We start from the raw sequence: 23,818 nt of genomic DNA, 5'->3' as shown, positions 1-23,818 counted from the left end.
TTCCTTTTGAGTCAAGGTTGAACATCAGGCTTTGCGGCCCAGCATACGGGTGAGGGTCGCATCACGATCGATAAAGTGGTGTTTCAGAGCAGCCAGGCCATGAACGCCGGCGAAAATCACCAACGCCCAGGCCAGGTACAGATGCACCACACCTGCTACGTCTGCCTGGTCCGGTAGTCCGGAGACCAGGGCAGGCACTTCAAACAAGCCAAACACCGGAATACCCACGCCATCGGCGGTGGAAATCAGGTAACCGGCAATCATCACCGCAAACAGGCCCAGGTAGAGGAATGCATGCCCCAACTTGGCCCCGAGACGGGTCAGAGGTCCATGATTGGCCGGTGCCGGTGGTGGTGGGCTGACAAACCGCCACAGCACCCGCAGCAACATGATCGCAAACAACGTCAGGCCAATGCTTTTATGCAGATCCGGCGCATCTTTGCGCCAGGTGCTGTAGTAGTCCAGACCCACCATCCACAGGCCCAGGGCGAACAGTCCGAACACCGCCAGGGCCACACCCCAGTGCAGAACAATGCTGACCCAGCCATAGCGCGAAGAAGAATTACGTAGCTGCATGAGTTGAATCCTGTAAGAAACGCAGAGCAAGACTAACGATTTACCTATCGAATTAAAGCGGAAAAATTCGCTTTGAAATATCGAGAAATACGATGATGAGTGTGGGGCGAGCGCGTTAAGAAAAGATTAAGGCCCCCTGTTTTCTCCCCCTTGCTGGCCAGCCCTTGGTGTCTCGCCCCTCCTTGGACACGTCTTTGCACAGCAAGTGCCGCCATTGAAGCGGCCGCTCCACACAATAGGTTGTCCCACGGCCATGCATTGCATAGGCTTGCCCGATTGTTCGCCCGCGTACCTGGCGGGCCGCCCCAGGAGACTGTACATGAGCCTGAATAACCAGTGGATGCAACGCGATCTCGCGGTGTTGTGGCATCCCTGCACCCAGATGAAAGACCACGAACAACTGCCCCTGATCCCGATCAAGCGCGGTGAAGGCGTCTGGCTGGAAGACTTCGAGGGCAAGCGTTACCTGGACGCGGTCAGTTCCTGGTGGGTCAATGTGTTCGGCCATGCCAACCCACGGATCAACCAGCGCATCAAAGATCAAGTCGACCAGCTCGAACACGTGATCCTCGCCGGCTTCAGCCACCAGCCGGTGATCGAACTGTCCGAGCGCCTGGTGCAGATCACCCCCGAAGGGCTGACTCGCTGCTTCTACGCCGACAACGGTTCGTCATGCATCGAAGTGGCGATGAAGATGAGCTTCCATTACTGGATCAACCGCGGGCAACCGAACAAAAAGCGCTTCGTCACCCTGAGCAACAGCTATCACGGCGAGACCATCGCCGCGATGTCTGTAGGCGACGTGCCGCTGTTCACCGAAACCTACAAGGCCCTGCTGCTGGACACCCTCAAGGTGCCGAGCCCGGACTGCTACCTGCGCCCCGAAGGCATGAGCTGGGAGGAACACTCGCGGAACATGTTCGCCGCCATGGAGCAGACCCTGGCCGAACACCACGACAGCGTCGCTGCCGTCATAGTCGAGCCGCTGATCCAGGGCGCCGGCGGCATGCGCATGTACCACCCGGTGTACCTCAAGCTGCTGCGCGAAGCCTGCGACCGCTACGGCGTGCACCTGATCCACGATGAGATCGCCGTGGGCTTCGGTCGCACCGGCACGATGTTCGCCTGCGAGCAGGCCGGTATCCGCCCGGACTTCCTGTGCCTGTCCAAGGCCCTGACCGGCGGCTACCTGCCCCTGGCCGCGTGCGTGACCACCGATGAGGTCTACAGCGCCTTCTACGACGACTATCCAACCCTGCGGGCCTTCCTCCATTCCCACAGCTACACCGGCAACCCGCTGGCCTGTGCGGCGGCCCTGGCGACCCTGGATATCTTCGAGCAGGACAACGTCATCGAGAACAACCAGGCCCTGTCCCGGCACATGGCCAGCGCCACCGCGCACCTGGTCGATCACCCCCATGTTGCGGAAGTACGCCAGACCGGCATGGTGCTGGCCATCGAAATGGTCCAGGACAAACCGAGCAAGAGCGCCTACCCATGGCAGGAACGCCGCGGCCTGAAAGTCTTCCAGCACGCCCTGGAACGCGGCGCCCTGTTGCGCCCCCTGGGCAGTGTGGTGTATTTCCTGCCACCGTATGTGATCACCCCGGAGCAGATCGATTTCCTGGCCGAAGTCGCCAGCGAAGGTATCGATCTTGCCACCCGCGACAAGGTCAGCGTGTCAGTACCCAAGGACTTCCACCCGGGCTTTCGCGATCCGGGCTGAAAGGCTTTCGCTCCTTGTGGCGAGGGCGCTTGCTCGCGCTGGACCGCGCTGCGGTCCAGGAACCAGAGGCCTAAGCCATCTCATGCAAGCGCCCGAGGCATGTACGGACGGCTTCGCCAACGAGCGGGAGCAAGCGCCCCTCGCCACCGACCATTCAGATTCAACAGAGATCCCTGATGAGATTGTCCCGCTTCTTTATCGATGCCCCCCTGAGCCTTGGCGAACACGAGTTGCCGGAGGCCCAGGCCCATTACATCGCCCGCGTGTTGCGCATGGCCGAAGGCGACGCCCTGCAAGTGTTCGACGGCTCGGGGATGGAGTTTCGCGGCACGCTGGTGGAAGCCGGCAAGAAGCGCGTGCGGGTCCGGCTCGATGAGAGCTTTGCCGGCCAGGACGAATCGCCGCTGCAGATCCACCTCGGCCAGGGCCTGTCCCGCGGCGAGCGCATGGACTGGGCGATCCAGAAGGCCACGGAACTGGGGGTTGCCGAGATCACCCCGATCTTCAGCGAGCGCTGTGAAGTCCGGCTCAAGGACGAGCGCGCCGACAAGCGCCTGCTGCATTGGCGCCAGGTGGCCATCAGCGCCTGCGAGCAATGCGGCCGCTCACGAGTGCCGGTGATCCACCCGCCGTTGCTGCTGGCAGACTGGATCAAGCAATCCACGGCCGACCTCAAGCTGGTGCTGCACCCGGTGGCAGCGCCCCTGGAAAGCCATGCCAAGCCCGGGACCCTGGCATTCCTGATCGGCCCGGAAGGCGGCTTGTCCGACGCCGAAGTGGAGCAGGCGCAGGGCGCTGGTTTCCTGCCTGCGCGCCTGGGACCACGGGTGCTGCGCACCGAAACCGCACCGGTGGTGGCCCTGGCGGTGGCGCAGCAACTCTGGGGCGATTTCTGACCCCGCCATTCATCCCTGGGTAGGAGCTGGCTTGCCAGCGCAAGCACCCGCAAGGCATGCGCCCGGCGCGACGGCCTCTTCGCCGGCAAGCCGGCTCCTACACGAGCCCCGCAACACACCGTAGGAGCTGGCTTGCCAGCGAAAGCAGCCGCAAGGCATGCGCCCGGTTCAACGGCCCCTTCGCCGGCAAGCCGGCTCCTACACGCCCCCCGCAACACATCGTAGGAGCTGGCTTGCCAGCGAAAGCAGCCGCAAGGCATGCGCCCGGTTCAATGGCCCCTTCGCCGGCAAGCCGGCTCCTACAGGCAAGCGCCACTTCGCAGTTCGCCGGTTATTCCACCGGATCGCTGGTCGGCTTGGCGATGATCGCCTTCAGCTCGCTGGTCATGGGAAATTCCAGGTTCAGGCCCTTGGGCGGGATCGGCTGCTGGAACCAGCGCTGGTAGATGCCGTTGATCTCTCCGGTGCGATACAGGTCCGCCAGGGTCGCATTGACCAGAGCCAGGAACTGCGGGTCGTCCTTGCGCACCATGCAGCTGTAGATCTCCCGTGACTGCTCTTCCCCCACCACCACCCAGTTGTGCGGGTCCCGCGCCTTGGCCCGCTCGCCATAGAGCAGCGCATCGTCCATGTAGAAGGCCGCCGCACGTCCCGACTGCAGCATCTGGAACGCTTCGCCGTGGTCCTTGGCGCTGATCACGAACATATCGATCTTGTGCTCGACGTTATAGCTCTTGAGGAACCGCTCGTTGGTCGTGCCCGCGGTGGTCACCACGTTTTTGCCCCGCAGGTCGGCGAAGTTCTTGATTCCGCTGTCCTTGGCGGTCAGCAGCTGGCCCTTGACGTAGATGAAGCCATAGGAAAACGCCACCTGCTTCTGCCGCTCGGCTGTCACCCCGGTGGAGCCGCACTCCAGGTCCACGGTGCCGTTCTGCACCAGGGGAATGCGGGTCTGGGACGTCACCAGGTTGTACTTCACCGCCAGCTTGGGCAGTTGCAGCTGCTGCTGGATGCGCTCCACCACCTTGCCCGCCAGCTCCACGGAATAGCCCATGGGCTTGCCGCTGTGGTCACCCACGTAGGAAAACGGCACCGAAGCATCGCGATAACCCAAGGTAATACTCGCGCTGTTGGCGATCTTCGCCAGGGTGCCGTCCAGCGGCGCCTCACCGGCCTGAGCCGTGGCGCCGAACAGCAGGCCCAGGGTGCAGCCGAGCAACGTGATCTTATGCATTGTTATTCTCCGTTGTGGGTAAGGGTGATTCAGCGGCGCACCGCGATAACGCTGATTTCGACGAGGATTTCCGGACGCGCCAGGGCCGCCTGCAAAGTGGTGCGGGCCGGCGCCTGCCCCGGGGACAGCCACGCCGACCAGACCTCGTTCATGGCGCCGAAGTCAGCCTGGATATCCTTCAGATAGAGGGTCGCGCTGAGCAGGTGGTCCTTATCGCTGCCGGCCTCGGCCAGCAAGGCGTCGATCTTCTCCAGCACTTCGCGGGTCTGGCCGCTGATATCGCTGCTCGGGCCCGGCACCTGACCGGAAAGAAACACCAGTTCGGCAAAGGTCACGGCACCACTGAGGCGGTTGTTGCTGTGGATACGCTGAATGCTCATCAAGAAACTCCTGTTCAAGGTTCAGGCCACGCGGGGCGTCAGGCCCTGCATGTCGATACTGGTGGAACGCTGGCCGATCAGTTCGCCAAGCAGTTGGCCGCTGCCGCAGGCCAGGGTGAAACCCAGGGCGCCGTGCCCCAGGTTGAGCCACAGGTTGCGGTAGGCGGTGGCACCGATCAGTGGTACGCCGCTGGGGGTGGCCGGGCGCATGCCGGCCCACTCGACCGCGGCCGCGTAGTCACCGGCGTTGGCGAAGCTTTCGGCCGCCTGGCGGCGCATCAGGGCCAGGCGCCCAGGGTCCGGTGCCGGGTCGAAGCCGACAATGTCGACCATGGCCGCGACCCGCAACTGCTGGCCGATGCGGGCGTAGACGATCTTGCGGTTGTAGTCGGTGAGGCTGATCTCCGGCGCCCGGTGCTGCGGGCCGATGGGTACGCTGAGGCTGTAGCCCTTGAGCGGGTAGAGCGGCAGGTGCAGTCCCGGCAGGCGCAAGTCGGCGCTGCGATGGCCGGCGGCCAGAACCAGGTGCTCCACCGGCAGTTGGTAATCGCCCAGGTCGATGGCCTGGACCCGGTCACCGGCATGGCGAATGGCCCGGACTCGCTGGCCCAGGAGGATCTCGCAGCGCCCGGAAGCCCGCAGCCGCGCCGCCAACTGCTGGCAGAACCCATGGCAATCGGCGACCTCTTCATCCGCGGTGTAGATGCCACCGACAAACGGCACATCCCCCAGGGCAGGTTCCAGGGCCGCACATTCAGCGGCCGACAGCACCTGCTGCCGATGGCGGTCCGCCAGGTTGTGCCGGGCATGCTCGAAGCTTGCGCTTTCGCGGAAGGTCACCAGCTTGCCGTTGCGCCGCCAGTCGAAGCCCTGCAGGTGGTCCTCTTCACGCCAGCCTTGCAAGGTGGCCTGGCTGAGCAGTGCCAGGCGCAGCAGGTGCGCGCCATTGCGCTGGTTCACCGAGCGCCGGCAAGCCCCGAGAAATCCCGCCATCCAGCGCCATTGCGCCGGGTCCAGGCGCGGCCGCAGCTTGAGCGGCGAGTCGCCCTTGAGCATCCACCCCAGCGCCTGCCAGGGCACGCCGGCATCGGCCAGGGGCGCCACGTAGCGATAGGACAGCTGCCCACCATTGGCAAAGCTGGTCTGGCTGCCCAGGGAGTCCTGGGCTTCCACCAGCGTCACCTCGAAACCCTGGCGAACCAGAGCGTAGGCACTGGCCAGGCCGATGACCCCTCCCCCGATGATGCACACCCGCTGACTCATGATTGCCCCTGGCCTGTTGTTGAACGGCTTCAGGTTAGGGGCAGGTGACAGCGGGCGAACAATGAATAAAGATGGACCTCCCATAAACAAAGGTTATGGACTGCCCATGCGCCTGCGCCATATCGAAATCTTCCAGGCCATCCGCCAGACCGGCTCCATCAGCGGTGCCGCGCAGTTGCTGCACGTCTCGCAACCGGCGGTGAGCAAGGTGCTGCAGCACGCCGAGTTGCAACTGGGCTTTGCGCTGTTTCTGCGGGTGCGCGGCAAGCTCCAGGCAACCCCGGAGGCCCTGGAGCTGGAGCGCGAAGTGGACAAGGTCAGTGAAAGCCTGCAAGGAGTCCGGCGCCTGGCCCAGAGCCTGCGCCGGGAGCCGGGCCAGAGCCTGCGCATCGGCGCCACTCCGGCCCTGGCCCTGGCGTTGCTGCCTCCGGCCATCAGCGAATGGACCCGGCGCTACCCGGACAGCCTGTGCGAGCTGTCCAGCGCCCACAGCCGCGAACTGGTGCAGAACCTGCTGATGCGCGAGATCGACCTGGCCCTGACCCTGCAACGCCCGGATCACCCCGGACTGAGCGGGCAGGCCCTGGCCCAGGGGGTGCTGGTGGCGCTGGCGCCGCTGGACTACTGGCCAGCGGCAACCCGCGGCCAACCCCTGGCGCTGATGGAGTTGGCGGATGCGCCACTGATTGGCCTGAGCAGCGCCGATCCGCTGTCGGCCCGGCTCGACAGCTACCTCAAGTCGGTGGAGCCGGCACCGCGGGTGCACATTGCCGTGCAAACCTATTCCCTGGCCCGGGCCATGGTGGAATCCGGCGCCGGGCTGGCGCTGATCGATCCCTTCACCGCCCTGGGCGCCTCAACGGCCAGCACCGCGATCCGTCCCCTGAGCCCGGCGCTGCCGATCACCCTGTACGCGGTGACCCGCGCCGCCGAACCGCCGCCCCACACCCTGGCCAGCCTGCTGGAGATCTTCGCTCGCCAGGCCCAGGCCCAACTCGACCACCCCTTGTAGGCGCTGGCTTGCCAGCGAAAGCGCCCGCAAGCCCGGGGCAAACCCTCAAGGCCCCCTTCGCCGGCAAGCCGGCTCCTACAACAAACCGCAGTATCCCGCCCGTAGGCGCTGGCTTGCCAGCGAAGGCGCCAGCAAGCCCGGCGCAAGTCCCAAGGGCCTCTTCGCCGGCAAGCCGGCTCCTACAACAAACCGCAGCATCCCGCCCGTAGGAGCTGGATTGCCAGCGAAGGCGCCCGAAAGCCCGGCGCAAGTCCCGAGGGACTCTTCGCCGGCAAGCCGGCTCCTACAGGACGTAGAACAGGATCGCGACGAAGTGCAGCAGGCTGCCGGCGATCACGAACAGATGCCAGATGCCGTGGGCATGGCGCAGGCGGCTGTCGAGGGCGAAGAAGATGATGCCCACGGTGTACAGCACCCCGCCCGAGGCCAGCCACGCAAACCCGGCAGGCCCCAGGGCCGCCAACAGCGGCTTGACCGCCACCAGCACGATCCAGCCCATCACCGCATAGATCACGATGGAGAGGATCCGCGCCTCGGAGCGCGGCTTGATCTCCTGGAGAATGCCGATCAGCGCCAGCCCCCAGACAATGCCAAACAGGGTCCAGCCCCAGGGCCCGCGCAGGGTCACCAGGCAGAACGGTGTATAGCTGCCGGCGATCAGCAGGTAGATCGAGAAGTGGTCGACCTTCTGCATGATGTTCTTCGCCCGTCCGCGCACGCTGTGATAGACCGTGGACACGCTGTAGAGCACCAGCAGGGTGAAGGAGTAGATCGCCACGCTGACGATCTTCCACGGGCTGCCGTCGAGGCTGGCCAGCACCACCAGCCAGATGCCGCCGACAAACGCCGCGATGGCCCCCAGCAGGTGGGTCCAGGCGTTGAATCTTTCTCCGTGATACATCGTTCGCTTACCCTGAAAACATGAAAAAACACGCAAGGCTCAGGCCTGCAGCTTGAAAGCGCAATATTTCTATTGGGGCGTGGCCGGTAAAAAACCAGCGGCCACCGGCTGACTCATCGTGCATCATCAGGCCCTCCTCACCAGAGTCCGGACCATGCTCATCGACGAAGAGTTGACCCTGAAAAAGCTCGAAGTGTTTCTGGCCTTCATGCGCACCGGCAATCTGGCCCGCGCCGCCAGCGAGTTGCAGACCAGCAATGTCAGCGTGCACCGGGCCATCCACTCCCTGGAAAACGCCCTCCGCTGCCCACTGTTCAAGCATGAAGGGCGTAACCTGACCCCGCTGGAAAGTGCCTATGTGCTGGAGGAGCGGGCGCAGAAGCTGGTGCAGGACGTGGTCGAGAGCGTGCGCCTGACCCGGGAAGCCGCGGGCTTCTCTGCAGAACGCTTCAAGCTCGGCGCGCTTTACTCGTTGACGGTGAAAACCGTGCCGCAACTGATCATGGGCCTGAAGCTGCGGCGCAGCGAGCTGAACATCGACCTGATCCTGGGCTCCAACATCGACCTGTTGTACAAGCTCAAGAACATGGAAGTAGACGCCATCCTGATTTCCCTGGACGACAGCGTCAACGACCCGGACTGCGAACAGCTGCCGCTGTTCTCCGACGACATTTTCCTCGCCACCCCCGCCGACTCGCCCTTCGCCCAGCAGCACGAGGTGGACCTGGCCGACGTGCGCGACGCCACCTTCATCACCCTGACCCAGGGTTTCGCCACCCACCAGGACGGCGCACGGGTGTTCAAGCAGGCGGGCTTCGAGCCCAAGGTGGCGATGCAGGTCAACGATATCTTCACCCTGTTGAGCATGGTCAGCTCAGGGGTCGGTTATGCGTTGCTGCCGGGAAGGATTGCCGCGGTCTATGAAAACCGCGTGAAGTTGATACCGCTGCAGGCGCGCTATCGCCTGCAGCAGCATATCGGCGTGGTGTTCCTCAAGGCCAAGGAGCGCGACCCGAACCTGCTGGCGCTGTTGGCCGAATGCCGGATGTACGCCAACCGCCAAGCCCCGTCCTGACACCCGCCCCTGTAGGAGCTGGCTTGCCAGCGAAGGCGTCCGCAAGAGCGGTGCACGTCTCAGGGGCCCGTTCGCCGGCAAGCCGGCTCCTACAAAAGCACGGCATCTGTGGCTCCACCCTCCTATGTGGGAGCTGGCTTGCCAGCGAAGGCGTCCGCAAGAGCGGTGCACGTCTCTGGGGCCTGTTCGCCGGCAAGCCGGCTCCTGCAGGGGTTAGCCCACCAGGCCGCGGACGATGAAGAACAGCAGCGACGGCCCCAACAGGCAACCCAGGCCGGTATGGAAGGTGGCGGTCAAGGCGCCGTAAGGCACCAGCCGCCGGTCGGTGGCCGCCAGGCCTGCGGTCACGCCGCTGACGGTTCCGGCCAGCCCGCCGAAGACCATCGCCGAACGCGGATTGTCCAGGCCCATCCAGCGTGCCGCCATGGGTGTGCCCACCATCACCAGGATGGCCTTGATCAGGCCCGTGGCAATCGACAGGGCCACCACATCGGAACTGGCACCGATGGCCGCACCGGTCACCGGGCCGACGATATAGGTCACGGCCCCCGCGCCAATGGTGGTCATGCTCACCGCATCGCGATAGCCAAAGGCCCAGGCGATGCTCGCACCCACGATAAACGGCAGCACCGTGCCCAGCAGCAGCGCCACTGCGCCGATCATCCCGGCCTTGCGCGCCTCGGTGGCCTGTACCTCAAAGGCCGTGGCGACGATGGCGAAGTCCCGCAGCATGGCCCCGCCCATCAGGCCGATGCCGGAGAACAGCGCCAGGTCCGCCAGGCCCTTCTGCCCGCCGGTCACGGTACCGCCGACCCAGGCCAGCACCAGGCCGATGACGATGGCAATCGCCGAGCCGTGAATCCTGCCGAATGTCAGGCGCCTGGACAGCAGCACCGAGACCCACATGATCGCCCCGACGAAAGCGAACGCCGTGACCAGACCGTTGTGCTCCAGGCCTTTCTCGATCAGATCCCACATCTCAACGCCCCCCTGCCGGCGCTGCATCGGCGCCCGGCTCCAGCGGCTCGGCCGGCAATGGCTCGCCCTTGTGGGTCCGGCTGATCAGGGCAATGGTGCAACCGCAGAGCAGCACCGAGCCGATGGCGGCCAACACCGCCACGGGTCCGCCGTGCAGGGCGGTGACCACGTTCTGCTGGGCAGCCATGGCCACCACCACCGGGATGTACATGGCACCCCAGAAGCCGACGCCCATCTCGCAATCCTTGGTCATGCCGCCGCGCTTTTGCATCCACAGGCGCGCACAGATCAGCAGGATCATGGCGATGCCGACCCCGCCGACATTGGACTTCACTCCCAGCAACACGCCGAGCATGTCACCGATAATCACGCCCGCCAGGGTACAGATCGCCAGCAAGGCCACACCGTAGATAATCATTGTCGTTGTCCTCAAAGTGCATCGTCGAAGTTGTTGTTCTTGTGCTTCGTCAGCCTGAGTCGGTGCTCTATCGGTCGCGGTTGCCCTCCTCGCGCAGCAGTGCCTGCAAGGTGTCCAGGCGGGCACCGTCGAAGGCGATGACCGTTCCTTGCTCGAATACCCGACGCGCCAGCCCGGTCAGCACCGCACCGGGAGGCAGCTCGATCTGCAGGCGCACGCCACGCTCGTAGGCGCTTTGCACCGTGCCGCGCCAATCCACCACCCGGCACATGTTGCAGGCCAGGTCGTCGCGCAGTTGTTCCACCCCACGCATGGGCCGCGCCCGACTGCCGCTCAGGTAGCCGATCCGGGGAACCTGCAGGCGCACTTCGGCGAAGGCCGCCGCCAGGGCCTGGGCCGGCTGCTCCAGCAAGGGGCAATGGGACGGCACGCTGACCGCCAGGCGCCTGGCCACCCCCGCGCCCGAGCGACGGGCCCGTTCGGCCACCGCCTGCATCGCGGCGTCGCTGCCGGCGATCACCACCTGGCTGTCGGCATTGATATTGGCCAGGTACACCGGCATATCCCGGCTGTGAACCTGGGCCAGAAGCGCCTCCACGGCCGCAAGCTCCAGGCCGATCAACGCGGTCATGCCATAACCCTGTGGATAAGCCTGCTGCATCAGTTCCCCCCGCAGGCTCACCAGGCGCAGGGCATCGGCGAACTCCAGGGCGCCCGCCACCACCGCTGCCGGGTAGGCGCCGATGGACAGGCCAGCGACGTAGTCCACCGTGGCCGCCGATTGCAGCAGGGTCCGGGCAGTAGCCACCCCGGCGATCAGCAGGCACAGCTGCACTGCCCGGGTGGAGGCCAGGGCCTGGGGCGAATCCAGCTGCAGTACGTCCTGGCCCAGCACCTCGCCGGCCTCTTGCAGGCACGCCAGCACCTCGGGGCTTGGCGGCAGGCGCTGGAGCATGCCCGGCTGCTGCGCGCCCTGGCCCGGGAACACCAGCAGGCTGCTCACGCTGCCTGCTCCCGAACGTCCCAGGGGTCACTCACCAGCCTCGCGCCTTCCGCGCTCTTGAGCAGCACCCGGGGCGCCGAGCCGGCCCACTCGCGCAACGCCAAGGCCCCTGCAGGCACCTGCAATTGCATGTCCACCGGGCAGTTGGCGCTGTCGAGCAGCGCCAGCAACGCCCGGGCACGGGGCCGGGACAGGGGCTCTGGCGCACGCAGGATCAGGTCCAGATCGCTGCCCTGATGCAACGCGCCAACGCCACTGGCCAACTCGAGACCGGCACTGCCACTGACGCCCCATGCCCACTCCAGGGCGTCCAGCTCGTCCCGCAGTCGATCCAGTGCCCGCAGCGCCGGCCATTGCCGAGACGACGCCACATGACGCAACGCCTCAGGGCACACCCCGCGTTGCACGGTGTCCAGCTCCAGCAACGCCGGATAACGCTGCTCCCGGGACGTGCCACGCAGCCCTACGGCCACCAGCCCGGGTGCAGTCAGGGCCCGGCGCACCACCACCGGCTGCCCGGCCGCCAGCACCGCATGGGCCCAGGCCGGCGCGTCGGCCGGCAACTGCGCCGGGGTCATGCCCCACAGCAGATCGTGGGGCAGCCAGGGGCCGGCGCCCTTCACCACTGCTCCCGCAGCAGTTGCCGGACCCGGCTGGAGGCAGCGCGGTTCGCTGCACCCAGGCGGCTGCCCAGGTCCACACCCTTGGCCCGCACATCGGCCACGGCCTGCAGCAGGCACTCCTCGACCCGGGCCAGGTCCTGCGCCGTCGGTTGCTCGATCTGCTGCACCGACAGGGTTTCCCAGAGCAGGCCGAGGCCGGCGTAGCTATCGATGTCGTAGGCCATGGGCGGCACGCTGGCGGCCAGGGCTTCCAGTTCCTCGACGCTGCGCAAGGTCACTCGGGCCGCCGAGGCCTTGCCCATGGCGTGCACCATCACGCCCGGGTCACGCAGGGCAATCAGCCGGTTGGCCTGGTAGCCGTGGGCCAGGAAGGCACCGGACATGGCCTTGCCCACCAGCAGGGCAATCACCGGGTGCCCGGCCAGCCGCGCCCGAGCGTAGCTGTCGGCGGCACCGGCCAGGGCCTGATGGATGCCCAGGGCCTCCTCGCGCCGGCCATAGGCCTGGCTGGGCACATCGACAATGGCGATCAGCGTTCGCTTGTGAGCCTGATCCTGGTCGGCGGCAATCACTTCATCCACCGTCCTGGCCAGGCCCCAGCCTTCGAGCAGGCCGACCTCACCCTGGCGGGCACGGACAAAGCGGTTTTCAGGATCGGCCACGACGGCAATGAAACGCACCGGCTGGCCGCCCAACTGACCGTCCGCCACCTTCAGCGACGGCGGCAGGTCCTTGACCTCCCTCGCCCCGCCAGCCAAGGCGTTGAACCAGTTCAGCCCCCTCAGGGAACAGACACTCATGAGCGGTCTCCTTGATACAGATGACGAACCGTTGCCGCATCGATTTGCGGCGCCGTGTCCAGGCGGGCCAGGCGCTGCAGATACAGGTCGGCCTCGCGGCTGCGTTGGCGCGGCGGCAAACCGAGGGCCAGCAGTTCGCGAACCTGGGCCTGGATCTGTGCCACATCGTCGGCCACGTAGCGGTCCACCAGGCCACTGGCGAAACGCTGCTCACCGCCGGTCAGGCTCCAGATGAACGGCCGGTCCCGGGAGTCGTATTCCTCAAGGCCCGCTTCCTGCTCGATCACCTGCGGGCCGTTGAGCCCCAGGCGCGCTTCCTGGGTGACCAGCAGATAGCTGCACAACCCGGCGGCAATCGACATGCCGCCAAAGCAGCCGACACTGCCGGCCACCACGCCGACCACCGGCTGGTACTGGCGCAGGTCGACGATCGCGGCGTGGATATCGGCAATCGCCGCCAGCCCCAGGTTGGCTTCCTGCAGGCGCACACCGCCGGTTTCCAGCAGCAACACGGCGCGGGTCGGGATGCCGTTGCGGTTGTCTTCGGCGGCCAGCTCCAGGGCGCCGGCAATCTTCGCCCCACCCACTTCACCGAGGCTGCCGCCCTGGAAAGCGCCTTCGATGGCAGCAATCACCACCGGCGAACCCGCGATGCTGCCCTTGGCGATCACCACCCCGTCATCAGCCTGGGGCACCACGCCCTGGCGTTCCAGCCAGGGCGACATGACCCGCTGGAACGGGTCGAGCAATTCGCGAAAGCTGCCGTCGTCCAGCAGCGCCCGGGCCCGTTGTCGGGCTCCCAGCTCGACGAAACTGTGCTTGTTCAGCAAACGTGCACTGTCAGTCATGGCCGATCTCCTCGAAGCCCTGTTCCAGGCGCAGGCGCACCACGCCGGGGGTGGCGCCGAAATCATGGATGTCGATCAGCAACGCCGGCGGCGTCTGGCCATCGAACATGCGCTCGAACAGGTGCTGCCAACGGGAGGCGCTGCCATTCACCGAGGTCTGCACCTGGATCAGCAGCTTGCCGGCCTGCCCCGGCTCCAGCAGCACCTCCAGGTCGCCGGAACCGACACAGCCCACCAGGGCACGGCCACGGCCGGGCTGGCCGGCGGGGAATTCGAAATTCAAGGTTTCCATTACATCGCTCCCTGGATAAAGGCATCGCCGGATTCGATCCGGTCGAGCAACAGGCTGGCTGCCAGCAGGTCTGCGGCGCCGCCGGGCGAGGCATTCAAGGTCACTAGTTGCAGGTCCAGCTCGTGCAGGCGACGGCGGCCGGCCAGGCTGGCACTGCCCCCCGCCTCGAGCACCGCCCGGGCGCCCTGCTGCATCGCCTGCAGGCCCGCCTCGCCGGCGCGGTAGAGCACGCAGGTGTCCGCCAGGCGACTCATGATCGCCAGCAGGGCATCGAGCCGGGCGTTCTGTTCGCCATGGCCCTGCTCGCGGCTGCGCCTGAGCTGGGGCAGCCCCCTCTGCAGCACCGCGGGAAAGCCCTGCTGCGCCTCTTCCCGGGCACCGCGCACACCGTAGCGCAGCGCCACCTGGGCGCCGTGGCTCAGGGGCCGTGGCGCATAACGATCTTCCAGCAGCGCCAGGCGGGCAGCCCGCAGCGCGATGCTGCTGGCCCCTGTGGATTCAGGCTCCAGCGCGGCAGCGGCCACCAGCAGGCCCAGGGCCCAGATCGCTCCGCGATGGGTATTCACCCCCTGAGTGGTGGCAAGCATCGCCCGCTCGCCTTCACGGCCGATATGGCCCAGGGCTTCGCGCAGGGGCAGGCCGATTTCGCCCCTTTCCAGCGCGGCATCGGCCATCTGCTTGAAGGCCGGCCACAGGGACAGCGCCGAGGCGTGCATCAGCCCCAGGTGCAGGTCGCAGTGGGCGCCATTGCCGCGGCGGTCCACCAGGGCCGGCTTGGGCGACAGGTCGGCTTCGTCGATCAGTGCGTCCACCGCCAGGTCCGCCAAGCGTTCGGCCAGGTTCAAGGGGCGCGATTGCAGATTGAATGCGTGCATTACCAGCTCCTGAACTTGGCGGGCGGGTTGTACAAGCCGCCGGACCACTCCACCAGGTCGGCGACGCTTTTCGCCGCCAGCAGTTCGCGGCTGGCGTCGGTACGGCGAATGCCGAGGTCTTCCGGCAGGGCGATCAGGCCTTCGCGGCGCATGCGCGCGGTGTCCTTGGGGTTGTGTCGCAGGCCGATGGCGGTGACCCCGGCTACGGCGGCGATCATCGCCTGGCGCTCTTCCAGGGAGCGGGCCTTGTACAGGTAGGCAATGCCCTCCTCGGTCAGCAGGTGGGTGACGTCGTCGCCGTAGATCATGATCGGTGCCAGGGGCATGCCGCTCTTGCGCGCCACGTCCACCGCGTCAAGGGTTTCGACAAAGGTCGGTTTGCCGCCTTCCTGGAAGGTCTCGACCATCTGCACCACCAGCTTCTTGCCGCGCTCAAGCATGGCCTCGGGCGCATCGCTCTGATCGACGCGCATATCCAGCCAGGCCGGGGTGCCGTGGCGGCGCCCGCGGGGGTCGTGGCCCATGTTCGGCGCCCCGCCGAACCCCGCCAGGCGGCCGCGGGTCACGGTGGAGGAGTGGCCGTCGCCGTCCACCTGCAAGGTGGCACCGATAAACAGGTCCACCGCGTACTGCCCGGCCAGTTGGCAGAACATCCGGTTGGAGCGCAGCGAGCCGTCGCGACCGGTGAAGAACACGTCCGGGCGTGCGGCAATGTAGTTCTCCATGCCCAGTTCGGTGCCAAAGCAATGCACGCTTTGCACCCAGCCGCTTTCAATGGCCGGGATCAGGGTCGGATGGGGATTGAGGGTCCAGTTGCGGCAGATCTTGCCCTTGAGCCCCAGGGACTCGCCGTAGGTCGGCAGGATCAGCTCGATGGCCGCGGTGTTGAAACCGATGCCGTGGTTCAGCGACTGCACGTTGTGTTTTTCGTAGATGCCGCGGATCGCCATCATCGCCATCAGCACATGCACCGGCTTGATGTGGCGCGGGTCACGGGTGAACAGCGGCTCGATGTAGAACGGCTTGTCGGCCACCACCACGAAGTCGACCCAGGAGGCCGGGATATCCACCCTGGGCAACTCGCTGACGTCATCCACCAACTGGTTGACCTGAACGATGACGATACCGTCGCTGAAGGCCGCCGGTTCGATCAACGCTGGCGTGTCCTCGGTACTGGGGCCAGTGTAGATATTGCCGGCACGGTCGGCCATGAAACCGGCGGACAGCACCACATTGGGGATCAGGTCCACCACCAGCCGCGCATAGAGTTCGATGTAGGTATGGATCGCACCGATTTCCAGCAACCCGTCCTCGAGCAACTGGCTGATGCGCAGGCTCTGGGTGCCGGCAAAGGAGAAGTCGAGCTTGCGGGCGATGCCGCGCTCGAACAGGTCCAGGTGCTCGGAGCGGCCGACGCTGGGCATGATCATGTGCAGGTCATGCAGCTTGGCCGGATCTGCCTTGGCCAGGGAGCGAGAGAGAAAATCCGCCTGCTTCTGGTTGTTGCCCTCCAGCACCACCCGGTCGCCCGGCAGGATCAGCGCTTCCAGCGCCGCGACAATCTTGTCGGTCGGCAACACCACGCCGTCGGCGAGGGCCCGCACCTGCTCGAGGCGCCGCAGCTTTTCGCTGCGCCGCCGCGACCAGCGCGCGTCGGGGGAAATTGTTGTTGTCATGCTCACTCCACAGGTTCGCTGTCGTGGCAGTCACCATAGGAGTGAAAACGGAGGGCATCAATCAAGCATGACGCCGGATAGTTACGCTGAGCGTAATGATTGCAAGGCCATTGGCGCCCCATCCCCCAATCGGTACACAATGCGCGCCGGAACGGCCAATCAACGGTCGAGGCAGACAACGATGAGAGTCAGCATGAACACACCGATTCGCTCAAACCAGACGCTGCTGGAGCAGATCAGCCTGGGCCTGAAGCCCGACTACCTGATGTTCTGGGGGCACCATCCAACCCGCGACGGACGCATCTCGCAAAGCTGCTTCAGCCAGTGGTTCGCCAGCGGTTTCGAGCTTGAGGGCATTCACTACCCCAGCGCCGAGCATTTCATGATGGCCGGCAAGGCCCTGCTGTTCGACGACCGGGAAACCCACTCGCGGATCCTCAAGGCGGTCACTCCGGCGGACGTCAAGCAACTGGGCCGTGAAGTGCGCGGTTTCGATGATGCCCGCTGGACCGAGGCACGTTTCGAGATCGTGGTGCGCGGCAACCTGGCCAAATTCAGCCAGCACCCGGCCCTGGGTGAATACCTGCTGTCCACCACCGATCAGGTGCTGGTAGAAGCCAGCCCGGTGGACCGAATCTGGGGCATTGGCCTGGCCGCCGAAGACCCCAAAGCCAGCCGGCCGGAGCAATGGCGCGGGCTCAACCTGCTGGGTTATGCCCTGATGGAAGTGCGGGAGCGGCTGCAAGGCGCCTGATGCCACGCGGCACCTTCGCCGGCCGGCGCCCCGGACAGCACTGCAGGCACCAAGCGGCCGGCGCGCACCCTAGAGAGACAGTCCGGCATCCACCAGCAACTCTTCCAGCGCCAGCAGGTCCGGCACCTTGACCACCTGCTCGGCCACCTGCACCGCGGCCTTTTCCAGCGGCGCCAGGGGCACATCGACATAGCTCAACTGGCTGTCGAGCTTGCAGGAGCGGGGAATGCCCTGCACCAGCAAGGCCATGAACTTCAGCTCCGGGCGCCCACCCAGAGCGTTGAGCACGACGATCCGCGCCCGCTCGCCAATCACCGTCCGAGCGCCACAGGCCGACTCGAAGCTGATCAGCGCAATCCAGCGCTCGCGCCAGAGCACCCGCCCCAGGTACCAGGGCGGTGAATCCAGGTCGAAGGCGCCCTGCTGGTAGTCGATCAGCTCGGCCACCGCGACATTGGGCAGGATCAGGGTGCGGTCGGCCAGGGGCAGCAGCAGCCCGGTGAGAGTGCTGGCGCGGTGATCAAGCATGGGTCTTGCTCCACAGGGCAATGCTTTCCAGCAGCACCGACTCTTGGTAGGGCTTGCCGAGGTAGTCGTTGACGCCGATGGCCATGGCCCGGTCGCGATGCTTCTGGCCGGTACGGGAGGTGATCATGATGATCGGCAAGTGCTGCAGGCGAGGGTCGTTGCGCACCTGGATCGCCACCTCGAAACCGTCCATGCGCGGCATCTCGATGTCCAGCAGCATCAGGTCCGGCGTGTGCTCGGCCAGCAACGCCATGGCGTCGACCCCGTCCTTGGCGGTGAGCACGTTCATGCCGTGGCGTTCCAGCAGGCGGCTGGTGACCTTGCGCATGGTGACCGAGTCGTCCACCACCAGTACCAGCATCGGCCGTGGCGGTTGCACCTCGCTGGCCGGTTCGTCACCCGCCAGGCGCGGCAGTGGCGCCTGGACCTGCAACGCGCGGATATGCGCCAGCAGATCGAGAATCAGCACCACCCGGCCATCGCCGAGGATGGTCGCCCCGGACAGTCCCTGGACTGCGGCAAACTGCGGCCCCAGGCTCTTGACCACGATTTCCCGGGTGCCAAAGGTGGCGTCCACCTGCACCGCTATCCGCTGGTCGTTGCAGTGCACCAGCAGCACCGGCAAGGGCAGTACCTGGCCCAGCAGCTTTGGCCGCGGCACGGTATGCAGCAGCTCCCCCAGGTAACACAGCTGGTAGCCCTGGCCGGCGTATTCGTAGTGCGGCGGATCAAGCTGGTAAAAGGCATCCAGCTCGCCCGGCAGCACCCGCACGATGCCCTCCACGGTGTTCAGCGGAATCGCGTACTGCTCGTCCGCGCATTGCACCATCAGCGCTCGGTTGACCGAGACGGTGAACGGCAAGCGGATGCGAAAATGCACGCCCTGCCCGGCAATCGAATCGATGCTCATGGTGCCGCCCAGTTGGCGCACTTCTTCATGGACCACGTCCATGCCCACGCCGCGTCCGGAAATCTGGGTGATCTTCTCGGCGGTGGAAAACCCCGGCTGCATGATGAACTGCAGCACCTCGCGGTCGCTGAGCTGCGCCTGCGGGTCCAGTAATCCGCGTTTGATGGCCTTTTTGCGCACCGCTTCCAGGGGCACACCGGCACCGTCGTCGCGCATGTCGAAGATGATGTCGCCCCCTTCCCGGGACAGGTCGAGGGTGATCCGTCCCTGCTCCGGCTTGCCCACCGCCAGGCGCGCCTGGGCCGACTCCAGGCCATGATCGACCGCGTTGCGCAGCATGTGCTCCAGCGGCGCAACCATGCGTTCGAGAACGTTGCGGTCCATCTCCCCTTCGGCGTTGCCGACCACGAACTCCACGTCCTTGCCCAGCTCTTCGGCCACCTGGCGGACGATGCGCTTGAGCCGCGGCACCATGCGTTCGAAAGGCACCATGCGCGTGCGCATCAGGCCCTCCTGCAGCTCGGTGTTGATCCGCCCCTGCTGCGCCAGCAGGTTCTCGGCGTCGTGGTTGCGCCGGTCGAGGGTTTCCTTGAGGTCCAGCAGGTCCGAGGCCGACTCGAACAGGGCCCGGGACAGTTGCTGCAATTGTGAGTGGCGGTCCATTTCCAGGGGGTCGAACTCTTCGTAGCCCAGGCGCTCGGCCTCCACCTGCTGGCGGCTGAGGATCCGCCCCTGGGTTTCGGTGTCCAGCCGCCGCAACTGATCGCGCATGCGCTCGATGGTGGTTTCCATCTCGCCCAGGGCCACCCGGGCATCGTTGACCTGTTGTTCGATGCGCCCCCGGAAGATCGAGGTTTCCCCGGCCAGGTTCACCAGGTCGTCCAGCAGTTCGGCGGAGACTTTGACCATGTCTCCTGCGCCGGCCGCGTCCGGCACCGGGACCACGGCTTCCGGCTTGGCCAGCAGCAGCGGTGCATCCTGGCCGGGACCGGACGGCACACGAGGGTGGCTCAAGTCATGGATGGCCTCGATGAGTTTCTGCGCGGCCTCGATGGGTTGCCCCGCCCGGGCGGCATCGAGCATCTGGGCCAGTCGGTCGTGGCTCTTCTGCAACAGGGTGAAGAGCACCGGGCTGGGCTGCAGCAAGCCGGCGGACAGGCCTTCGAAAAGAAATTCCAGTTCATGGGCCAGGTCACCGATGGGGGCGATTTCCACCATCCGTGCACCGCCCTTGAGGGTGTGCAGGTCGCGCAGCAGGGTTTCCACCTCCTGGCGCGCCTGGGGGTCGGCCTGCCAGCGGCCGAGCGCTGCGGCCGAGCTGTCGATGATGTCGAAACCTTCCTCCAGGAAAATCTCCAGCAGTTCCGGGTCCTGGGCCGTGCTGTCTTCCGGCACAGCGCTCTCCGGCACGTCGGTGGGGCTGGCAGCCTGCTGCCGATAAGCGCGGACCGCCTCGACCTGGCCCCGCGAGTCATCCAGGGCGCGTTGCCCCTGCAGTTGTTCGAGCAACAATGCCAACTGCTCGTGGCTGCTGCGCAACAGCAGGCCCAGGTGCGGGCTGTAGCTGTAGCGCCGGTCCACCAGCCCCTCGTACAGCGACTCCAGCTCCTGGGCCAGTTCGGCCACGGGAGCGACTTCGGCCATCCGCGCGCCGCCCTTCAGAGTGTGCATGTCCCGCTGCAGGGACGACAGCGGCGCGCCGTTTTCAGGGTCGCCCAACCAGCGCTGCAGGGCCTGGTCGGCGCTGTCGAGAATATCCACCGCCTCTTCGAGGAAGATCTCGACGATCTCCTGGTCCGCGGCCGGTGCGGCCGGAGCCTGTTCCAGGCGAGCAGTGGCAGCCCCCAGCTCGCTGATGCTCAGGGTGCGGCTGCCGTCGCTCTTGATCAGGCCGGTGGCGGACGGATCGAGCGCCTCGTCCAGCAACTCGCGAAGGGCCTGGACGCGCTCCGGACGGGGGCTGACCTCCTGGCCCGCCGCCAGTTCGTCGAGCATGTTGATCAAGGCCTCATGGGCACCTTGCGCCTCATGGAAGAACCGTTCGCTGACCGCCAGGCTGCTCTCCTCCACCGCGCCGTAGAGGTCGAGCAGGGCCTCGCACAGCTCATCCATCGGGTGCAGGTCCGCCAGGTGCGCGCCTTCGCCCAGGGTGGTCAGTTCATCCAGCAGGGCACTGAGCTCCTGGCGCTCGCCAGGATGCTGCTGCCAGCGCAGCAGCAGGCTCTCGGCATCCAGCAGGATATCCATGCCCTGGGCCAGAAAGTTGTTGATCAGTTGCGGATCACGCTTGGCCCGGGGCGCGCTGTCCGGCGCACTGAGCAGGTTTTCCAGGCGCTCGCCCAGCAGGGCCAGGGCACGGCCCACCAGTGAGCGGGCGCCGTCGATGGGGGCCAGCGGGTCGCTGTCCAACTGCCGCAGGCCACGTCGCAACAGGCCTTCGGCTTCCAGCAGCAGTTCCACTTCATCCAGATCCAGCGCAATCAGGTGCGCACGGTATTCCCGTGCCAATTGGTCAAAGGGGCCGGCCAGCTCGGCCATCGGCAGCACCCCGGCCATGGAGGCGCTGCCCTTGAGGGTATGCAAGGCGCGCTGCAGTTCATCGCTGGCCTGCAGTGGCAACTGCTCGGCAGCCTGATCGAGAAAGCGATTGATGCTGTCCAGGTGGGTCTGGGCTTCGCTGCGAAAGATCTCCAGCAGCTGCGGGTCCAGGGCTTCGTCCCGAGACGCCGCGGTGCTCGCCGCGGCATTGCCTGTGGCCAGGGCATGGGCACGAGCCGCAAGACGGTCGACATCATCACGCTGGCGCTGCTCCTGGGCGGCAAACTCGGCGATCAGCCCCGGCAGCAGCGCCAGGGTGTCGCCCACCAGTTGCTGGATCTCGGCACTGGGCGCCACGCTGTGCTCCAGCACCCGATTGAGCAGGTTCTCCACCGCCCAGGCCAGTTCCCCCAGCACCAGCGCACGCACCATGCGCCCGCTGCCCTTGAGGGTGTGAAAGGCCCGGCGCAGTTCACTCAGGGCAGACTTGCCCTGAGGGTCGGCGAGCCAGCGCGGCAGGTACTCGTGGAGCATTTCCAGGACTTCCTCGGTTTCTTCGAGGAAGACTTCCCGCAACTCGTCATCCACCGGCGGCTCATCCCCCGGGGGCGGCAACAAGCTGCCCGGCGTGACCAGGGCCGGCGGGTTGAGGGCCGACACCGGCACTGCCAGCACCTGGGCCAGGGACGCCGCCAGGGGATCGTCCAGCGCCGCAGAGGCCTGCTCGTCAAGCCCCGCAGACGGCTCCGCCAGCGGGGCCCGGACCACCGGCACATAACCCAGGGCGGCCAGCCCCTCTTCGGCGATATCGAGGATCTTCTCCCCCGGCGCCTCGTGGTCCTCGCTCAAGCGCTCCAGGTAATAGTCCAGGCTGGTGATCACATCCGCCAAGTGCTCGAACTTCTGCCAGTCCGGGTGGGGCTGGGCGGCCAGCAAACGCTCGCTGATGAACTGGTTGCAGGCCTCCATCAGGCCGGCGGCACGGGGCAGCGGAATCATCGCCAGGGCGCCGCGCACCTGGGTCAGCAACTCGGGGACAGCAACCAGCTGCTCGGGCTCCCAGTCAGCCTCGATGTACTCGACGATCAGGTCCTTGGCCTGCTGCAGGCAGATCCGTGCCTCCTTGATCACCAACTGATGGATCTGGCTCAGATCGGTGGTGGGCAGGCGGCTGTCCTCGCGGTTTTCCGGCTCCACGGTGCCGACCATCCCGGCCAGGGTCGCCTCGACATAGAGCAGGGCCCCGGCGACATCCATCAACACCGCATCATCCGGCGCACGCTGGCCCTGGGCCAGGCTCTGGACCACCGCCAGCTGGTCGATGATCACCTTGCGTGGCTGGCCAAACCCCAGCACTGCCAGGGTGTCGGCGATCTGCCGCAGGGGCGACAACAGGCTGTCCAGGTCATCGGCATGCTGGCGGTCGCTGCGCACGAACAGGTCGAGGCGCTCCTTGACCCGCACCAGCCCATCGCACACCGCCATCAATACCGAGCGCATGGCGTCCCGGTCAGGGCCAGTCAGGCGGGCCCGCTCTTCATCGACCAGCGCACTGTCGGGCAATGCGTCATCCAGTCCGTAACGTTCTTTCATGGTCAGCATCAATGGCGTGGGATGGCGCGCTTTGGCGATATAGAACAGCAGGCTCTTGAGCAACTCATCAGGGGCCGGCTGGTTGATTCCGGGCATGCCCTGCTCCAGCAGGCGCTTGAGCTCCTTGTCGGCATCCTTGAGCAGGCTGCGCACCGCCGGGCTGTTGGCGATGACGTCCTGGCGCATGCCTTCCACCAGGGCCGAGGCGATATGCCACAAGGGCGCCAGCGGCGCATCCTGGCACAAAGCCTCCAGGCGCTCGAAGACCTTGGCCATGTGGCCCAGGCTGGTTTCATCGTCCTGCTCGCGCAGCAAGTCCACCAGGGCGCTCTGCAGCATGTGCCGCAGCTTGCGCAGCTGGGTCGGGAACTCCAGCGGCTCCAGGGCCGCCAGGGCCTTGTCGCTCAGGGGCGGCAGGCTGGGCAGTTGCGGGCTGAACAGGCTGGTTTCCGAAAGCAGGCTTTCACCACGGGCACTGCGCAGGTCGTTGAGCAGCGGCAGCACCACCAGCGGCAGGTCGCGCCGGGCGCTCTGCACCCGGTCCAGGTACTGGGGCAACTGGCTGATGGCCTGGCGCAGCAGGCGAATGGCTTCGTCACGCTGGGCGACGCGCTGCTCCTGCAAGGCCAGGGCGAGCTTCTCCATTTCCTCGGCCAGCAGCGCGGCCCCGTAGAACTCCACCATCTGCAGGCTGCCGTGCACCAGGTGGATGCCCTCCAGGCACTGGCCCAGGGCATCCGGGGCCTGGGGGTCGTCGGCCAGATGCTCCAGCGCCTGATAGGCCTGCTTCAGGGTCTCGGCAATTTCACCCTTGACCCATTCCAAGGCCACATAGTCGTGCCGATCAACCATACCCACTCCAGTCAAAACCTTCTGTCAGAACCTGTTTGCGCGAGCTCATGGAGCGCTGAACCTGGTT

The 23,818-nt window shown here is 66.1% G+C and carries 21 protein-coding genes; 5 read left to right on the top strand and 16 right to left on the bottom strand.

What is annotated here, in order from left to right:
- Positions 1-24: 24 nt before the first annotated feature.
- Positions 25-576 carry a cytochrome b gene (locus U873_RS0126230; RefSeq protein ID WP_025131071.1) on the bottom strand — a complete coding sequence of 184 codons (552 nt, stop codon included), beginning with the start codon at positions 574-576 and terminating at the stop codon, positions 25-27.
- A 319-nt stretch (positions 577-895) separates the two neighbouring features.
- On the opposite strand from U873_RS0126230, the gene U873_RS0126225 reads away from it, so the two are divergent.
- Together U873_RS0126225 and U873_RS0126220 are read left to right on the top strand one after the other, a co-directional pair.
- Positions 896-2,302: an adenosylmethionine--8-amino-7-oxononanoate transaminase gene (locus U873_RS0126225; RefSeq protein ID WP_025131070.1), complete on the top strand. Its 1,407-nt coding sequence runs from the start codon at positions 896-898 to the stop codon at positions 2,300-2,302.
- A gap of 176 nt (positions 2,303-2,478) precedes the next feature.
- On the top strand, positions 2,479-3,198 hold the full coding sequence (locus U873_RS0126220; protein ID WP_025131069.1) for a 16S rRNA (uracil(1498)-N(3))-methyltransferase: 720 nt from the start codon (positions 2,479-2,481) through the stop codon (positions 3,196-3,198).
- Positions 3,199-3,529: 331 nt separating this feature from the next.
- Here U873_RS0126220 and U873_RS0126215 read toward each other — a convergent pair whose 3' ends face one another.
- The 3 genes from U873_RS0126215 to U873_RS0126205 are packed head-to-tail and all read right to left on the bottom strand — an operon-like array spanning position 3,530 to position 6,075.
- Positions 3,530-4,432: a transporter substrate-binding domain-containing protein gene (locus U873_RS0126215; protein ID WP_025131068.1), complete on the bottom strand. Its 903-nt coding sequence runs from the start codon at positions 4,430-4,432 to the stop codon at positions 3,530-3,532.
- Between the two features lie 29 nt (positions 4,433-4,461).
- A complete protein-coding gene (locus U873_RS0126210) occupies positions 4,462-4,812 on the bottom strand; it encodes a RidA family protein (RefSeq protein WP_025131067.1) in 351 nt (116 codons plus the stop codon).
- Between the two features lie 21 nt (positions 4,813-4,833).
- Positions 4,834-6,075, bottom strand: a complete 1,242-nt coding sequence (locus tag U873_RS0126205) for a D-amino acid dehydrogenase (protein WP_025131066.1) — start codon at positions 6,073-6,075, stop codon at positions 4,834-4,836.
- Positions 6,076-6,136: 61 nt separating this feature from the next.
- Here U873_RS0126205 and U873_RS0126200 point away from each other — a divergent pair, with 61 nt between their 5' ends.
- Positions 6,137-7,087 (top strand): LysR family transcriptional regulator, encoded by a 951-nt coding sequence (locus tag U873_RS0126200; RefSeq protein WP_177330315.1) that lies wholly within the window; start codon positions 6,137-6,139, stop codon positions 7,085-7,087.
- A gap of 283 nt (positions 7,088-7,370) precedes the next feature.
- Here the strand turns inward: U873_RS0126200 and U873_RS0126195 are convergent, their stop codons facing one another.
- Positions 7,371-7,988: a hemolysin III family protein gene (locus U873_RS0126195; RefSeq protein WP_025131064.1), complete on the bottom strand. Its 618-nt coding sequence runs from the start codon at positions 7,986-7,988 to the stop codon at positions 7,371-7,373.
- A gap of 154 nt (positions 7,989-8,142) precedes the next feature.
- On the opposite strand from U873_RS0126195, the gene U873_RS0126190 reads away from it, so the two are divergent.
- Complete coding sequence (locus U873_RS0126190) at positions 8,143-9,063, top strand: LysR substrate-binding domain-containing protein (RefSeq protein WP_025131063.1); 921 nt, start codon at positions 8,143-8,145, stop codon at positions 9,061-9,063.
- Between the two features lie 213 nt (positions 9,064-9,276).
- On the opposite strand, the gene madM is transcribed toward U873_RS0126190, so the two are convergent.
- The 9 genes from madM to mdcA form a co-directional block, all read right to left on the bottom strand.
- Complete coding sequence (gene madM / locus U873_RS0126185) at positions 9,277-10,041, bottom strand: malonate transporter subunit MadM (protein ID WP_025131062.1); 765 nt, start codon at positions 10,039-10,041, stop codon at positions 9,277-9,279.
- Position 10,042: 1 nt separating this feature from the next.
- Positions 10,043-10,459: a malonate transporter subunit MadL gene (gene madL / locus U873_RS0126180; RefSeq protein ID WP_025131061.1), complete on the bottom strand. Its 417-nt coding sequence runs from the start codon at positions 10,457-10,459 to the stop codon at positions 10,043-10,045.
- 67 nt (positions 10,460-10,526) lie between these two features.
- Positions 10,527-11,462 carry a malonate decarboxylase subunit epsilon gene (mdcH, locus tag U873_RS0126175; protein ID WP_025131060.1) on the bottom strand — a complete coding sequence of 312 codons (936 nt, stop codon included), beginning with the start codon at positions 11,460-11,462 and terminating at the stop codon, positions 10,527-10,529.
- The gene (locus tag U873_RS0126170) at positions 11,459-12,085 is read right to left on the bottom strand and encodes a malonate decarboxylase holo-ACP synthase (RefSeq protein ID WP_025131059.1); all 627 of its coding nucleotides are present in this window, start codon (positions 12,083-12,085) and stop codon (positions 11,459-11,461) included. Before U873_RS0126170 ends, mdcH begins: the two co-directional genes overlap by 4 nt.
- Positions 12,082-12,885, bottom strand: a complete 804-nt coding sequence (gene mdcE, locus U873_RS0126165) for a biotin-independent malonate decarboxylase subunit gamma (RefSeq protein WP_025131058.1) — start codon at positions 12,883-12,885, stop codon at positions 12,082-12,084. Before mdcE ends, U873_RS0126170 begins: the two co-directional genes overlap by 4 nt.
- Entirely contained in the window at positions 12,882-13,733 is an 852-nt protein-coding gene (locus U873_RS0126160; protein WP_025131057.1) for a biotin-independent malonate decarboxylase subunit beta, read from the bottom strand. Before U873_RS0126160 ends, mdcE begins: the two co-directional genes overlap by 4 nt.
- A complete protein-coding gene (locus U873_RS0126155) occupies positions 13,726-14,025 on the bottom strand; it encodes a malonate decarboxylase subunit delta (protein WP_025131056.1) in 300 nt (99 codons plus the stop codon). The genes U873_RS0126160 and U873_RS0126155 overlap by 8 nt, the downstream gene beginning before the upstream one ends.
- On the bottom strand, positions 14,025-14,900 hold the full coding sequence (locus U873_RS0126150) for a triphosphoribosyl-dephospho-CoA synthase (RefSeq protein ID WP_025131055.1): 876 nt from the start codon (positions 14,898-14,900) through the stop codon (positions 14,025-14,027). The genes U873_RS0126155 and U873_RS0126150 overlap by 1 nt, the downstream gene beginning before the upstream one ends.
- Positions 14,900-16,576: a malonate decarboxylase subunit alpha gene (mdcA, locus tag U873_RS0126145; RefSeq protein ID WP_025131054.1), complete on the bottom strand. Its 1,677-nt coding sequence runs from the start codon at positions 16,574-16,576 to the stop codon at positions 14,900-14,902. The genes U873_RS0126150 and mdcA overlap by 1 nt, the downstream gene beginning before the upstream one ends.
- 193 nt (positions 16,577-16,769) lie before the next feature.
- Between mdcA and U873_RS0126140 the strand changes: the two genes are divergently transcribed.
- Positions 16,770-17,330 (top strand): NADAR family protein, encoded by a 561-nt coding sequence (locus U873_RS0126140; RefSeq protein WP_025131053.1) that lies wholly within the window; start codon positions 16,770-16,772, stop codon positions 17,328-17,330.
- Positions 17,331-17,399: 69 nt separating this feature from the next.
- Here U873_RS0126140 and U873_RS0126135 read toward each other — a convergent pair whose 3' ends face one another.
- Together U873_RS0126135 and U873_RS0126130 are read right to left on the bottom strand one after the other, a co-directional pair.
- Positions 17,400-17,858 carry a chemotaxis protein CheW gene (locus tag U873_RS0126135; protein ID WP_025131052.1) on the bottom strand — a complete coding sequence of 153 codons (459 nt, stop codon included), beginning with the start codon at positions 17,856-17,858 and terminating at the stop codon, positions 17,400-17,402.
- Complete coding sequence (locus U873_RS0126130) at positions 17,851-23,751, bottom strand: Hpt domain-containing protein (RefSeq protein WP_025131051.1); 5,901 nt, start codon at positions 23,749-23,751, stop codon at positions 17,851-17,853. The genes U873_RS0126135 and U873_RS0126130 overlap by 8 nt, the downstream gene beginning before the upstream one ends.
- Positions 23,752-23,818 lie beyond the last annotated feature (67 nt).

Source organism: Pseudomonas sp. PH1b, from assembly GCF_000633395.1.
Taxonomy (GTDB): Bacteria; Pseudomonadota; Gammaproteobacteria; order Pseudomonadales; family Pseudomonadaceae; genus Aquipseudomonas.
The sequence above is the reverse complement of the archived record's forward strand: the minus strand, read 5'-3'. Positions and strand labels throughout refer to the sequence as shown.